This window comes from [Mycobacterium] manitobense (genome assembly GCF_025821665.1).
GTDB lineage: Bacteria > Actinomycetota > Actinomycetes > Mycobacteriales > Mycobacteriaceae > Mycobacterium > Mycobacterium arseniciresistens.
This window is the reverse complement of record NZ_JACKSJ010000205.1, coordinates 1-14106: the sequence shown is the minus strand read 5'-3', so window position 1 is coordinate 14106 and position 14106 is coordinate 1. Positions and strand designations below refer to the sequence as shown.

At 70.7% G+C, this 14106-nt stretch carries 11 protein-coding genes and 1 pseudogene; 8 read left to right on the top strand and 4 right to left on the bottom strand.

Annotation, left to right across the window (positions count from 1 at the left end; all coding sequences use genetic code 11):
- From H7I41_RS23225 to H7I41_RS23210, 4 genes and pseudogenes are all read left to right on the top strand, one after another.
- Positions 1-169, top strand: a pseudogene (locus tag H7I41_RS23225) (type II secretion system F family protein); the annotation flags it as partial.
- A 57-nt stretch (positions 170-226) separates the two neighbouring features.
- Positions 227-430 (top strand): DUF4244 domain-containing protein, encoded by a 204-nt coding sequence (locus H7I41_RS23220; protein ID WP_264014984.1) that lies wholly within the window; start codon positions 227-229, stop codon positions 428-430.
- Positions 431-465: 35 nt separating this feature from the next.
- On the top strand, positions 466-771 hold the full coding sequence (locus H7I41_RS23215; RefSeq protein ID WP_264014983.1) for a TadE family type IV pilus minor pilin: 306 nt from the start codon (positions 466-468) through the stop codon (positions 769-771).
- 19 nt (positions 772-790) lie between these two features.
- Positions 791-1120 (top strand): Rv3654c family TadE-like protein, encoded by a 330-nt coding sequence (locus H7I41_RS23210; protein ID WP_264014982.1) that lies wholly within the window; start codon positions 791-793, stop codon positions 1118-1120.
- Here H7I41_RS23210 and H7I41_RS23205 read toward each other — a convergent pair.
- Both H7I41_RS23205 and sftH read right to left on the bottom strand, forming a co-directional pair.
- A complete protein-coding gene (locus H7I41_RS23205) occupies positions 1102-2103 on the bottom strand; it encodes a PAS domain-containing protein (protein WP_264014981.1) in 1002 nt (333 codons plus the stop codon). The two genes, H7I41_RS23210 and H7I41_RS23205, sit on opposite strands and share 19 nt — an antisense overlap.
- 290 nt (positions 2104-2393) lie before the next feature.
- Positions 2394-4748: a DNA 3'-5' helicase SftH gene (sftH, locus tag H7I41_RS23200; protein WP_264014980.1), complete on the bottom strand. Its 2355-nt coding sequence runs from the start codon at positions 4746-4748 to the stop codon at positions 2394-2396.
- 308 nt (positions 4749-5056) lie between these two features.
- Between sftH and H7I41_RS23195 the strand changes: the two genes are divergently transcribed.
- The 3 genes from H7I41_RS23195 (at position 5057) to topA (ending at position 8900) form a co-directional block, all read left to right on the top strand.
- Positions 5057-5260, top strand: coding sequence for a cold-shock protein (locus H7I41_RS23195; protein ID WP_006243848.1), 204 nt, complete (start codon positions 5057-5059; stop codon positions 5258-5260).
- A 114-nt stretch (positions 5261-5374) separates the two neighbouring features.
- A complete protein-coding gene (locus H7I41_RS23190; protein WP_264014979.1) occupies positions 5375-5965 on the top strand; it encodes a hypothetical protein in 591 nt (196 codons plus the stop codon).
- Between the two features lie 124 nt (positions 5966-6089).
- The gene (gene topA, locus H7I41_RS23185) at positions 6090-8900 is read left to right on the top strand and encodes a type I DNA topoisomerase (protein WP_264014978.1); all 2811 of its coding nucleotides are present in this window, start codon (positions 6090-6092) and stop codon (positions 8898-8900) included.
- A gap of 9 nt (positions 8901-8909) precedes the next feature.
- On the opposite strand, the gene H7I41_RS23180 is transcribed toward topA, so the two are convergent.
- Positions 8910-11663, bottom strand: a complete 2754-nt coding sequence (locus H7I41_RS23180; RefSeq protein WP_264014977.1) for an ATP-binding protein — start codon at positions 11661-11663, stop codon at positions 8910-8912.
- Positions 11664-11713: 50 nt separating this feature from the next.
- The gene (locus H7I41_RS23175) at positions 11714-13303 is read right to left on the bottom strand and encodes an adenylate/guanylate cyclase domain-containing protein (protein WP_264014976.1); all 1590 of its coding nucleotides are present in this window, start codon (positions 13301-13303) and stop codon (positions 11714-11716) included.
- 81 nt (positions 13304-13384) lie between these two features.
- Between H7I41_RS23175 and H7I41_RS23170 the strand changes: the two genes are divergently transcribed.
- Positions 13385-14106 (top strand): DNA polymerase III subunit delta' (locus tag H7I41_RS23170; RefSeq protein ID WP_264014975.1); only part of this gene is annotated, 722 nt, incomplete at its 3' end.

Below are 14106 nucleotides of genomic sequence, written 5' to 3'. Positions count from 1 at the left end.
CGAGTCCCGCAGCGCCGCGGCCGACGCCGCGGGCGCGGCGGCCGAGCGCGCCTCGGTGCTCATCGCCGCGCCGCTCGGGCTGTGCTACCTGCCGGCCTTCCTGTGCCTGGGCATCGTGCCCGTCGTCGCCGGACTGGCCGGCGACGTCCTGCAGACAGGCGTGCTGTGACGACGGCGGTACGTGGACCGGCCACGGACGCCGAGCATGATCGACGAAAGGAAACCGATGCTGGACAACATGATCCGCGATCTACGGCTGCGGCTGACGCTGCTGGTGGTCGACGAGGAGGGGATGTCGACGGTCGAGTACGCCATCGGCACGATCGCCGCCGCGGCGTTCGGGGCGATCCTCTACACGGTGGTCACCGGCGACTCCATCGTCAGCGCGCTGACCAACATCATCAGCCGTGCCCTGAACACCAACGTGTAGCCGGCCGGTGCCGTGGCGAGGCGGGTGCGGTCACCGTGGAGGCGGCGTTCGCGGTCGTGGCAGTGGTCACGGTCCTGGTGTTGTGTGCGGCGGGCGTGTCCGCCGTGGCGCTGCAGGTGCGCTGCCTCGACGCCGCACGCGAGGCGGCGCGGCTGGCGGCCCGCGGTGACGACCGGTCGGCGTCGGAGATCGCCCGCCGCATCGGGCCCGACGGGGCGGGCGTCGAGGTGCGCCGCGACGGCGACGTGGTGGTTGCGCGGGTCACCGCGCGGCCGGCACTGCTGCCGGGCATCACGATCGCCGCCGAGGCGGTCTCGGCGGTCGAACCCGGCGGGGTCTGACGACGGGTCGGCGAGTCTGGTGGCCGCCGTCGCGATCGCGGTGCTGATCACTGCCACCTGCGCGGCGCTGTACGTCGGCGCGGCGGTGATCGCGCGCCACCGCGCCCAGGCCGCCGCGGACCTCGCCGCGCTGGCGGCCGCGGGCAGGATGCCTGCGGGCACCGACGCGGCATGCGTCACCGCGTCGCACATCGCGGCGGCGATGGACACGACGGTGACGGACTGCGCGGTGCACGGTCTGGACGTGCTGGTCACGGTCGACGCCGCGGTGGCACTGGGCGAATGGCGGGTCGGACCGGCACGGGCGGTCGCGCGCGCCGGCCCCGTCGATCAGCCTGGAGGCGGCTGACCAGTTTCTTCGTTGCCGGCCCGCCGCAACGCGATCAGGCCGGCGAACGTCCCCGGTTCGAGTTCGATCCGGTTGATGGTCATCTGCACCGGCGCCCACTCGCCGTCGGCGGCCTTCAGTCGCAGCACCGCGACGGTGGTGCCGGTGCTGAACTCCCGCGTCATCCGCTCCATGTGCGCCGCATCGTCGGGATGCACCTCGCTGGTACGCCAGTCGTAGAAGTCGGCGGGTTCGTCGAGCCACTTGAGCAGCTTCCACGAGTCCAGGTCGACCAGCGCCCGGTGCACGCCGGGCTGGGCCAGGCCGTCGAGGATCCGCTGCGCCAGATAGTCCGGCGGGGTCACGTCGCTGTCCCGTTCGCCGCGCCAGTTCATGGCCCGGCAGATCAGCCGCTCCTTACCGTCCTCGCCGTCCTCGAGCACCGCGCGCGCGGCGAAGCCGACCGTGATCTGCTCGCCTCGGAAGTCGGTGACATCCCATGTGCTGCACAGTGTCCGGCCGGCCTCGGGTTTGATCGCCAGCGAGAGCACCTTCGTCTCGTCGGCGTTGAGGTCGCGCATCGGAAGGTCCTCGGCGAACGCGCGATTGTTGAGGTCCTCGTTGTCGGCGTCGCGGCCACTGTTGATCAGCGACTGCCTGGTGTCCGTGGCGACCCCGCTGGACAGGTCCCATGTCAGCGGCCCGGGCAGCGGCCGCTCCGGGGGTTCCTCGTCGGGCGGGCCGATCCACACGTGCACACCGTGGATCCGCCCGTCGGACATCTGCACCACCTCGGTGCGGATCACGCGGTCGTGTTTGGGGGTGATGCTGCTCAAGCCCTTGCCGACCCGGACCGTCTCACCGATGGCGCTCTGCACCGCCATCAGGTGCGGATTCCGTCGCAGAAACGCACTGATCGGCACCAGATTCTTCGTCTGGCGGCCCCGAGCGACCACAACGGGCTCGTTGCCCAGGGTCTCCACGAGCAGCCAGTCGTGGCTCATGGCTGTGATTTTAGCCAGGGGCACTCGCCGACCGGCGCGCAGCAACCGTCGACGGATTCCGTCGTCACTCGACAGCTGTCAGCTTCCGGGGGCCGTCGTACCGCGCCGAATGAGTTGCACGCATATACGGGGACAAGGTATTTTTCGTCTGCGCCCGGCTTCCGGGGCTTGGAACGGATCGCGTTGTCCGACCGTTCATCGCAGCGTCTGCGTGACCGGCACGCCCGGGACACCGCCATTCGCCTTGACCCGTGGAGTCGACCGTCGAGGGGTCGGTCGTCACCACGCCGTCAGCGATCAGAGCGCCTCGCGGATTCCCCCCGACCGGCTGCCAACTCCTCGAGCACCAGACGCAGCACGCGCACCGCCCCCGACTTGTCCAGCGGATCGTTGCCGTTTCCGCACTTCGGCGACTGCACACACGACGGACAGCCCTGCGGGCACTCACACGCCTCGATCGCCGACGCCGTCGCACCCCACCACGTCGCGAGCCGGCGGAACCCGCGGTCGGCGAAGCCGGCACCACCGGGATAGCCGTCGTAGACGAAGATCGCTGGCAGCCCGTCGACCGGCCCCACCGCCGTCGACACCCCGCCGATGTCGCCGCGGTCGCAGCTGGCCACCAGCGGCAGCAACCCGATTGCCGCGTGTTCGGCCGCGTGCAGTGAACCAGGCACCCGGAGCATCTCGATCCCGCTGCGCTCCAACGCTTCCGGCGTGATCGTGCACATCACCGCCATGGTGTCCAGCGACCGCGTCGGCATGTCGAGTTCGACGAAGTCGATCACCTCACCGGTGAGCCGCCGCCGCAGATACCCGACGACGGTGTTGCTCACGCACACCGGGACCAGGCCGACGGTCACCGGGCCGAACGACTGCCGCTCACCGGCGCCGGTGACCGTGATGTCGGTCAGCTCCCGGGCGAAGGTGGTGTATCCGGGGTCCTCGGCGTGCACGAACGCCACACCGTCCTCGAAGTCCAGTGAGTCGACGACGAAGCTCTCGCCCTGGTGCAGGTACACCGCGCCCGGATGCACCGTCGCCGGCGCCCGGCCCGCGTCCGCACTGCCGAGCATCCGGCCGGTGCCGGCCTCCAGGATCGCGATCTGGCCGCCGGAGGACCCGCGGATGTCGACCGCCGGGTGCGGGTCGATGCCGGGCACGGGGAAGTAGCCCGCGGGCCGGCGACGCAGCAGCCCGTCGTCGACGAGCTCGGCCGCCACCGACTCGGCATTCCACATCCGCACCTCGGCGTCGGTCAGCGGCAGTTCGGTCGCCGCGCACAACAGCTGCGGACCCAGCACGAACGGGTTGGCCGGGTCGATCACCACCCGCTCGATCGGCTTGTCGAGCAGCGCCTCCGGGTGGTGGACCAGGTAGGTGTCCAGCGGGTCGTCGCGCGCGACCAGCACGATCAGCGCGCCCTGACCGCGCCGCCCGGACCGCCCGGCCTGCTGCCAGAAGGACGTGACGGTGCCCGGGAAACCCGCGAGCACCACCGCATCGAGTCCGGCGATGTCGACGCCGAGTTCGAGGGCGTTGGTGGTGGCCATGCCGCGCAGTTCGCCCTCGGCCAGTGCCCGCTCCAGCTCCCGCCGGTCCTCCGACAGGTAGCCCGCGCGGTAGGAGGCCACCAGCCCGGCCAGCTCGGGTGCGACGTCTTCCAGCCGGGCGCGGGCGGCCAGCGCGGTGAGTTCCGCGCCGCGCCGCGACCGCACGAAGGTCAGCGTGCGCGCGCCCTCGGCGATCAGGTCGGCCATCACCCTGGCCGCCTCGGCGCCTGCGGCACGCCGCACCGGTGCGCCGTTCTCGCCGACGAGGTCGGTGCGCAGCGCGGGCTCCCACAGCGCCACCGTGCGGGCGCCGTGCGGTGAGCCGTCGTCGGTCACCTCGGTGACCGTCTCGCCGATCAGCTCGGCGGCGGTGGCGGCCGGGGCGGCGGTGGTGGCGCTGGCGAAGATGACGGTCGGGCTGGCGTGGTACCGGGTGCACAGCCGGAGCAGCCTGCGCAGCACCATCGCCACGTTGGAGCCGAAGATGCCGCGGTAGTAGTGGCATTCGTCGACCACGATGAACCGCAGGTGACGCAGGAACACCGCCCAGCGGGCATGGTTGCGCAGCAGCGAGAGATGGATCATGTCGGGATTGGAGAAGATCCACCGCGAGCGTTCCCGCGCGAAGCGGCGCACCTCGGTCGGGCTGTCCCCGTCGTAGGACGACGGCGCCACATCCCGCAGGGCGGGCACCGCGTCGGTGAGCGCCTGCGCGTTGCGCAACTGGTCGTGGCCCAGCGCCTTGGTCGGCGACAGGTACAGCGCCCTAGCCCGGCGGTCCACCGCCATCGTCGACAGGATCGGCAATTGATAGGCCAGCGACTTGCCCGACGCGGTGCCGGTGCTGAGCACGACGTGCCGCCCGCCGTGGGCGAGATCGGCGGCCGCCGCCTGATGCGACCACGGCGCGGTGATGCCGCGGTCGACGAAGGCCTTGACGACGTCCGGCTCGGCCCACGACGGCCACGCCTCGGGCCTGCCCCGGCGCGGCGGCAGATCCGCGACATGACGCAGCGGGTGCTCATCGGGATCGGTGCCCGCCACCGCGCAGGCGAGCAGTTCGCGGCCGAAGTCCGACCCCCGATCCGCCACTGCCGACCCTCCTCGGACGCCCCTGTGACAACCCGTCGGATACCGGCCGTCAGCCATCAGTTGAATTGTTCCCCACGGAACTGCGCCGGGACTGTTGCGGCTGGCCAGAAACGTGATTGACTGATGGCGGTCGCAGCTTCTGTGTTCGTGTTCCAACACTCGCAGGATCGACGTTGCGATCGCGGTTCCTGCGAGGTTGTGAGTCGGGTCAAGTTCCGACGACTCCACGAGGTATGGCGGTCGGAACGGGCCCGGTGCGCCGGAAGTCGGCGGGCCGCACCCGGTAGAAGAGAAGGAAAGTACGAGAGATGCCACAGGGAACTGTGAAGTGGTTCAACGCGGAGAAGGGCTTCGGCTTTATCGCTCCCGAGGACGGCTCCGCCGATGTCTTTGTCCACTACACGGAGATCCAGGGTTCGGGCTTCCGCACGCTGGAAGAGAACCAGAAGGTCGAGTTCGAGGTCGGCCAGAGCCCCAAGGGGCCTCAGGCGACCGGCGTTCGCGCAGTCTGATCACCATTTGAGAAACACCCCTCGGTGCGTCCGTCAACGGACTGCCGGGGGGTTTTCTCGTCCTGGCGGCCCGGCGCGCGCATCGGCGGCACTCGACTGCCTTACTGTCGATGCGTGAGCCAGCTGTCGTTCTTCTCGGCAGAGTCGGTGCCGCCGGCCGTCGCCGACCTGACCGGCTTGCTGGCCGCGCCGGGGCAGGTCGTGCTGTCCGGTGCCGCGGGCAGCCAGGCCGCGCGGCTGTCGATCGTCGTGGACCGGCCGTGGCGGGCCGAGGCGCTGGCCGCCATGATCGACGACGTCGGGCTGACCTCCGAGATCGCCCGCACCGACGAGGACAACCCGCTGGTGCGCACGGCGCCAGACCCCCGGCTGGTCGTTATCGCCGCCGAATGGACCCGTGGCGCCGTCAAGACCGTCCCGCCGCAGTGGCTGCCCGGCCCCCGGGAGCTTCGGGCCTGGACGCTGGCCTCAGGCACCCCGGAGGACGACCGCTATCTGCTCGGCCTCGATCCACACGCGCCGGACACCCACACGGCGCTGGCGTCGGCCATGATGCGCGTCGGCATCGCACCCACTCTGATCGGCACCCGCGGTGCCCGGCCGGCCCTGCGAATCAGTGGCCGCCGGAGGCTGTCGCGCCTGGTAGAGAATGTGGGGGAACCCCCGGACGACGCCGAGGCGTTGTCACAATGGCCTCACCTCTGACGGCTTGTGACAAGTAGGTCAGTTTGCGTCGGCAGGCCCGGGGTGCGAAATTGTCAGTTGCCTGGCAAGCCGGTGAGCGGTTTCGGCGTGGTCAGGCAACTCAAGAAGTGGAGCGTGCGCACAGTTGGCTGACCGGGACCGCGGCAGCGGAGGCAACGGATCGATTCGACGACTCGTCATCGTCGAGTCGCCGACCAAGGCGCGCAAGATAGCCGGGTACCTCGGCTCTGATTACATCGTCGAATCATCCCGCGGGCACATCCGTGACCTGCCCCGGGCGGCCGCTGACGTGCCCGCCAAGTACAAGTCGGAGCCCTGGGCGCGCCTCGGGGTCAACGTCGACGCGGACTTCGAGCCGCTCTACATCGTCAGCCCGGACAAGAAGGGCACGGTCACCGAGCTCAAGGGCCTGCTGAAGGACGTCGACGAGCTCTATCTCGCCACGGACGGTGACCGCGAGGGCGAGGCCATCGCCTGGCACCTGCTCGAGACGCTCAAGCCGCGCATCCCGGTCAAGCGGATGGTGTTCCACGAGATCACCGAACCGGCGATCCGCGCGGCCGCCGAAAGCCCCCGTGACCTGGACATCGACCTGGTCGACGCGCAGGAGACCCGGCGCATCCTCGACCGCCTCTACGGCTACGAGGTCAGCCCCGTGCTGTGGAAGAAGGTGGCCCCGAAGCTGTCCGCCGGGCGAGTGCAGTCGGTGGCGACCCGCATCATCGTCCAGCGCGAACGCGAGCGGATGGCCTTCCGCAGCGCCGGCTACTGGGACGTCACCGCCGAACTGGACGCCAGCGTGTCCGACCCGCAGGCGTCCCCGCCGCGGTTCACCGCGAAACTCAACTCGGTCGACGGCCGCCGGGTGGCCACAGGGCGCGATTTCGACTCATTGGGCCAGGTCCGCAAGCCCGACGAGGTGCGGGTGCTCGATCAGGCCGCGGCAGGCGCCCTGGCGACCGGCCTACGGGGCGCCCAGCTGGCGGTCACGTCGGTGGAGCAGAAGCCCTACACCCGCAAGCCGTATCCGCCGTTCATGACCTCCACGTTGCAGCAGGAGGCCGGCCGCAAGCTCCGGTTCTCCTCGGAACGCACGATGAGCATCGCGCAGCGGCTGTACGAGAACGGCTACATCACCTACATGCGCACCGACTCGACGACGCTGTCGGCCAGCGCCGTGGAAGCCGCGCGCAACCAGGCCCGCCAGCTCTACGGCGAGGAGTACGTCCACCCGACCCCGCGGCAGTACACCCGCAAGGTGAAGAACGCGCAGGAGGCCCACGAGGCGATCCGGCCGGCCGGCGACGTGTTCCAGACGCCGGGTCAGCTGCACGCCGCGCTGGACACCGACGAGTTCCGGCTGTACGAGCTGATCTGGCAGCGCACGGTCGCCTCGCAGATGGCCGACGCCCGCGGCACCACGCTGAGCCTGCGGATCGGTGGCCAGGCGTCCTCCGGCGAGCAGGTCGTGTTCAGCGCCAGCGGTCGCACCATCACGTTCGCCGGATTCCTCAAGGCCTACGTCGAGAGCCTCGACGAGCAGGCCGGTGGCGAGGCCGACGACGCCGAGAGCAGGCTTCCGAACCTCACCCAGGGCCAGCGGGTCGACGCCGCGGACCTCACCGCCGACGGACACCAGACCAGCCCGCCGGCCCGTTACACAGAGGCGTCGCTGATCAAGGCGCTCGAGGACCTCGGTATCGGCAGGCCGTCGACGTACTCGTCGATCATCAAGACCATCCAGGACCGCGGCTACGTCCACAAGAAGGGCAGCGCGCTGGTGCCGTCCTGGGTGGCGTTCGCGGTGATCGGGCTGCTGGAGCAGCATTTCGGCCGCCTCGTCGACTACGGCTTCACCGCGGCGATGGAGGACGAACTCGACGAGATCGCCGCGGGCCATGAGCGGCGGACCAACTGGCTGAGCAACTTCTACTTCGGTGGTGACCACGGCGTCGAGGACTCGATCGCGCGCTCCGGTGGCCTGAAGAAGCTCGTCGGCGGCAACCTCGAGGAGATCGACGCCCGAGTCGTCAACTCCATTAAGCTCTTCGACGACGATCAAGGAATCCCGATCAACGTCCGGGTCGGCCGCAACGGGCCGTACCTGGAGCGGATGATCCCCGATCCGGACAACCCGGGTGAGCTCAAGCCGCAGCGGGCCAACCTCAAGGACGAGCTCACGCCCGACGAGCTGACCCTGGAGCTGGCCGAGAAGCTGTTCTCCACGCCGCAGGAGGGCCGCTCGCTGGGCGTCGACCCGGAGACCGGTCACGAGATCGTCGCCAAGGACGGCCGGTACGGCCCGTACGTCACCGAGGTGCTGCCCGAACCGCCCGAGGAACCCGACGCCGGGTCGACGGCGAAGAAGGGTAAGAAGCCGACCGGGCCCAAACCACGGACGGGTTCGCTGCTGCGCACCATGGACATCGAGACGGTCACCCTCGAGGATGCGCTGCGGCTGCTGTCGCTGCCCCGCGTCGTCGGTGTCGACCCGGCGACCAACGAGGAGATCACCGCGCAGAACGGCCGATACGGGCCATACCTGAAGCGCGGCACCGACTCTCGCTCGCTGGCCAACGAAGAGCAGATGTTCACCATCACCCTCGACGAGGCGCTCAAGATCTACGCCGAGCCGAAACGCCGGGGCAGGCAGGCCGCGGCCGCGCCACCGCTGCGCGAACTCGGCAACGACGCCGCGTCGGGTAATCCGATGGTGATCAAGGACGGCCGGTTCGGCCCCTACGTCACCGACGGGGAGACCAACGCGAGCCTGCGCAAGGGTGACGACGTGCTGTCGATCACCGACGAGCGCGCGTCCGAACTGCTCGCCGACCGACGGGCCCGCGGCCCGGTGAAGAAGGTCGCGAAGAAGGCGGCCAAGAAGGCGCCCGCGAAGAAGAAGGCTCCGGCCAAGAAGGCCGCCAAGCGCAGCTGAGGTGTCCGGCTATTCGAACGGGGTGAGCCGGCCCAGCTCGGCGCGCGACCGGATGCCGAGCTTGCGGTAGATCCGGGCGAGGTTGGCCTCCACCGTCTTCGGGCTGATGAACAATGCCGCGGCGACCTCACGGTTGGTCATGCCGGTGGCGGCCAGCTCGGCGACCCGCCGCTCGGACGGCGTGAGACCGCCGGCACGCTGGGGCGCCACGTTGGCGCGACCCAGCTCTGCCCGGGCGCGGTCCGCCCACAGCGGGACACCGAGCTGCTCGAAGGCGGCCAGCGCCTCCTTGATGGTGGCGGCCGCGGCATCCTTGTGGCGGCGCCTGCGGTGCAGCTGGCCGAGCAGCAGCTGGGTGCGGGCACGTTCGAACGGCATGGCGACGCGATCGTGGTGTGCCATCGCGACTTCGGCGCTGCGGGCCGCCTCGTCGACGTCGCCGCGCGCGGCCAGCACCATCGCGCGGCACCGCGCGCCCACCGCCGACGTCCACGGCCGGTCGAGCCGACTCCCGTTGCGCTCCAACAGGGTTGTCAACCGATGCGCGTGGTCGAGTTCGCCGAGGCCGATCATCGCCTCGACGGCGTCGGGGATGAATGTGGCGCCGATGACCTCGGTGGCGTCGGGCGCCATCTCCGGCATGACGAGCAGCGGCGTGATGGTGTCGATCGCGGCCCGGTGGTTGCCGAGCGACACCTCGAGGAAGCCCACGGCCGTGACCGGCCACTCCATCAGCCGGGTCGACCCGCACCGACGGCCCGCGGCCAGCGCCTCGCGGGCGTCGGCCCGCGCGTCGTCGGCGCGGCCCGCATAGGCGGCGAGCAGCGCCCGGGTGGTCAACGCCACCGACAGCGGCAGGTCGGTGCCCAGCTGCAGCGCCCGTTCCATGAAGTCCTCGCCGATCAGGGCCGCCGCCGAGAGGTCACCGGCCCAGACCTCGGCCATGACCTGATGGAAGGCGACGAAGATGAGCTCGCTCTCCTCGCCGCGCTCGAGGCACTGCCTGCGGATGGCGGCGAGCTCCCTGCGTGACTCGTCGAGATGGCCGATCCAGGCCTGCAGGAGTGCGTACTGGGCGCGTGGGCGGAACGCGACCGGTGTGTGCGCCTCGACGTCTTCGAGTTCGAGCGCGCGGGCCATGGCCTGCTCGTCGTAGCCGTCGCCCCGCATGAATCCCAGCACGGCGTTCATGCTCAGTGCCTGGCTCAGCAGGTGGTCGTCGCCGAGCAGGGTCGCTTCGTCGATCGCCGACCTGGCGCGGCCGATGGCGTCGTCCATCCGGCCGGAGTTGACCAGCGCGAAGCTCAGGGTGATCAGCATCGGCACTCTCGCAGCGAGGTTGTCGCGCGCTTCGGCGACGGCCCGCTCGAGCAGCACGGCCGACTCGACGAAGCTGTCGGCGAACAGCAGCACGATGCCGAGCATGCGCAACGCCTCGGCGCGCACCTCGCCCGGTGCGGTCTGCGCCACGGCCTGCTCCAGGGCGGCGCGGGCCCTGGTGTTGTCACCGGCGTTGAAATGCATTGTCGCCGAACGCACCCGGCGCGCCGGGGTGTCACCGCCCAGGCCGATGGCAAGATCGGTGAACTCGGCGGCGGCCGCGGGCGCGCCGCGGTTGCGGGCTGACTCGGCGGCTTCGTCGAGCGCCTGCAGGGTGTGCTCGTCGACCACTGTGGCGCCCAACGCGAGGTGGCGGGCGCGCAGTTCGGTCTGGTCGACGATGCCGGCCAGCCGCCGGTGCATCGCGCGGCGCCGGCCGGGCGCGGCCTCGGTGTAGACGCCGTGCGACAGCAGAGGATGAGCGAACCGCAGCGCCAGTCCGTCGATCTCGATCAGTCCCTTGCTCTCCGCCTCCTGCATCAGATCCACCACGGTGGCCGGGTCGCAGCCGACGGCACGCGCCACCGTCTCGACGGTGGGAGAGGCCAGACACGCTGTGGCGAGCAGACATTCGTGCAGAGTCGGATCGAGATCGCCGAGCCGGCCGCGCACCAACTCCGAGAGTGTGGTGGGCAGGTGCGCGCCGGCGCCCGCGCCGCTGCTCATGGCGCGGGCGAGTTCGATGGCGAAGAAGGGGTTGCCACCCGAGATGTCCCTGATCCGGGCCATCATCGGCCTGGGGAACGAGCGGCCCAGGCGGTCGGACAACACTGCGTGCAGACCGCCGAGGCTCAACGGCCGGACGGTGACACGCCGCACCGCGTCGGGGGTGGGCAGCGCAAGCCAGTCGATGCCGGCGCTTCCGTCGGGGCCGGTGCGGACGGTGAGCAGCATGCGTGTCCGGGCGGGGAGCCTGCGCGCCACGAATCCCACGACATGCGCGCTGGACGGGTCGAGCCACTGCGCGTCGTCGATGACCAGCAGCAGCCGCCCGCGGTCGGCGAGGACCTCGACGAGGGTGAGGAAGCCGGCGGCCACCGCTCGCTGATCGGTGGCCGGACCCGCCGCGTCGTCCCAGAGCATCACCCGGTCCACCGCGTGCCGCTGCGCCGGCGGCAGCTGGTCCCACGCCGACGGGTCCACGTCACCCAGCAGGTCGGTGAGCGCGGCGTAGGCGAGCACCGACTCCGCCTGAGCCGGATGAGCCACCAGCACTTGATATCCCAGACCGCGGGCCTGCTCCACCGCCGCGATCAGCAGGGTGCTCTTGCCGATCCCGGCGTCGCCCTCGAGCACCAGGGCGCCGGCATCGCGTCGCGACGAGTTCAGGAACTCGTCGACGGCGGCGGTCTCAGCGATCCGCGATGCCATCCCGTTGGGCACCGACTGAGAATCGCAGCAAACCGGACCGCTGTCCACCTAGAGCAGCGTGGTCAGCGGGAGATCTCTGAGCGCGCCTCGCTCGGCGACACCAGGTTCACCGGCCGGGCCAGCTGGGTGGGCGCCGAACGCCCACGGAGCTCGACGATCTCGCCGACGTCCCAGCACAGCGCCTCGGCGTCCAGCGCGCCGCTGACGGCGATCGAGGACGCCAGCACGTGACCCCGCTCGAGCTTGGCCAGCTCGGTGAGCCGGGCCGCCTCGTTGACCGGATCGCCGATGACGGTGTACTCGAAGCGGGCCTGCGCGCCGATGTGGCCGGCGATCGCCCGTCCGGCCGACACCCCGATGCCGAATTCGGTCTGGCCGAGCACCTGGATCAGCTCGTCGTGCAGTTCGCGCGACGCCGCGAGCGCCGCGCCGCAGGCGTCGGGATGTTCGATCGGCGCGCCGAAGATGGCCAGGGCCGCGTCGCCCTGGAACTTGTTGACGAAGCCGCCGTGCCGGTTGACGGCGTCCACCACCACGCGGAAGAAGTCGTTGAGCAGGTTCACCACCTCGGAGGCGGGGATGGTCGACGCCAGCTGTGTCGATCCGACGAGGTCGACGAACAGCACCGCGACGTCGCGTTCCTGCCCGCCGAGTTCGGTGCCGCGTTCCAGGGCGCGGCGGGCCACGTCCTCGCCGACGTAGCGGCCGAACAGGTCACGCAGGCGTTGCCGTTCGGACAGGTCGCGGACCATGTCGTTGAAGCCGGCCTGCAGCAGGCCCAGCTCGCTGGCGTCGTAGATCTGCATGTGGGCGTTGTAGTTTCCGCGCTGCACCTCGCCGAGCGCCCACCGGAGCTGGCGCAGCGGATCGGCGATCGACATGGCCACCAGCACCGTGCCGGCCAGGCCGATCAGCAGGGCGGCGATGGCCATCAGCAGCAGCGGCATGGTGAGTCGATCGGCAGGCGCCGTCAGCACCTGGAACTGGCTGGCCACCAGCGCCAGCACAATGGCCAGCAGGGGCACGCCGGTGGACAGCACCCAGGTGAGCACCTGGCGCAGGATGACGCCGGGGGCCCGGAAGTTGGCCGGGACGCCGCCGCGCAGTGCCGCGACCGCGACCGGCCGCAGCACCCGTTCGGACTGCAGGTAGCCGATGATCGCGGTGGCGGTGGCGCCGAGGCCGGAGGCGACGGCAACCACCGGCGCGGCGTGGCTGGCGACCGGCCAGCTGGCGACGATGAAGACGATGGAGCCCAGGCACCAGTTGGTGACGCTGATGAGTGAGCGGTAGAACGGCATCCGCAGGGCGCGGGTACGGGCCAGCGCGGTGATCGTCGGGTCGCCGTCGGCGAGCAGGGTGTCGCGGCGCTGCCAGCGGATGACGGGCAGCAGCAGCCGCAGGCTGAGGTAGGCGCCGACGGTGAAGGCGACGAACAGGTAGCCCAGGAAGATCGCCAGGTTGAAGGCCGGCAGGTCCTGCAGCTGGACCCGGTCCTCCGGCGGCAGGCCGAACCGCAGGAAACCCAGCACGAACAGCGCGCCGATGATGTCGGACTGCAGCATGCCCAGGGAGAACACCGGCCACGGGGTGCGCGCGACCCACTGGACGAATGCGGTGATTCGCCCGATCGGTAGCGCGCCTGCAGTCACGTGATTACCGTATCGGGCCGCGGCGACGCCGTGCGCCGGTGTGAGCGACCTGTGTCGGCCTGACCACTACTGTTGGCTGCGATGAGCGGTGTTTTCTCCCGATTGGTGGGCCAGCACGCCGTGGAGGCGGAGCTGGTGGCGGCGGCGCGGGCCGCTCGCGGTGACGCGGCTCACTCGGCGGCAACGATCGGGACCATGACACATGCGTGGCTGATGACGGGCCCGCCGGGTTCGGGCCGGTCGGTGGCGGCACTGTGCTTCGCTGCGGCGCTGCAGTGCACGTCAGAAGGTGTTCCGGGGTGCGGTGAGTGCCGAGCCTGCTCGACGACGATGGCCGGCACGCACGCCGACGTGCGGCGCATCATCCCCGAGGGCCTGTCGATCGGCGTGGACGAGATGCGCAACATCGTGCAGATCGCGTCGCGGCGGCCCGGGACGGGGCGCTGGCAGATCGTAGTGATCGAGGACGCCGACCGGCTGACCGAGGGCGCGGCGAATGCGCTGCTCAAGGTGGTCGAGGAGCCGCCGCCGTCGACGGTGTTCCTGCTGTGCGCGCCGTCGGTGGATCCGGAGGACATCGCGGTGACGTTGCGGTCGCGGTGCCGGCATGTCGCGCTGGTGACCCCGCCGGTGGAGGCGATCGCGCAGGTACTGGTGGACCGTGACGGTTTGTCGGAGGCTGACGCGCAGTGGGCGGCGTCGGTGAGCGGCGGTCACGTCGGCCGGGCGCGGCGGCTGGCCACCGACACCGATGCGCGCGAGCGCAGGCAGCGGGCGTTGGGGCTGGCGCGGGACGCGGCGAC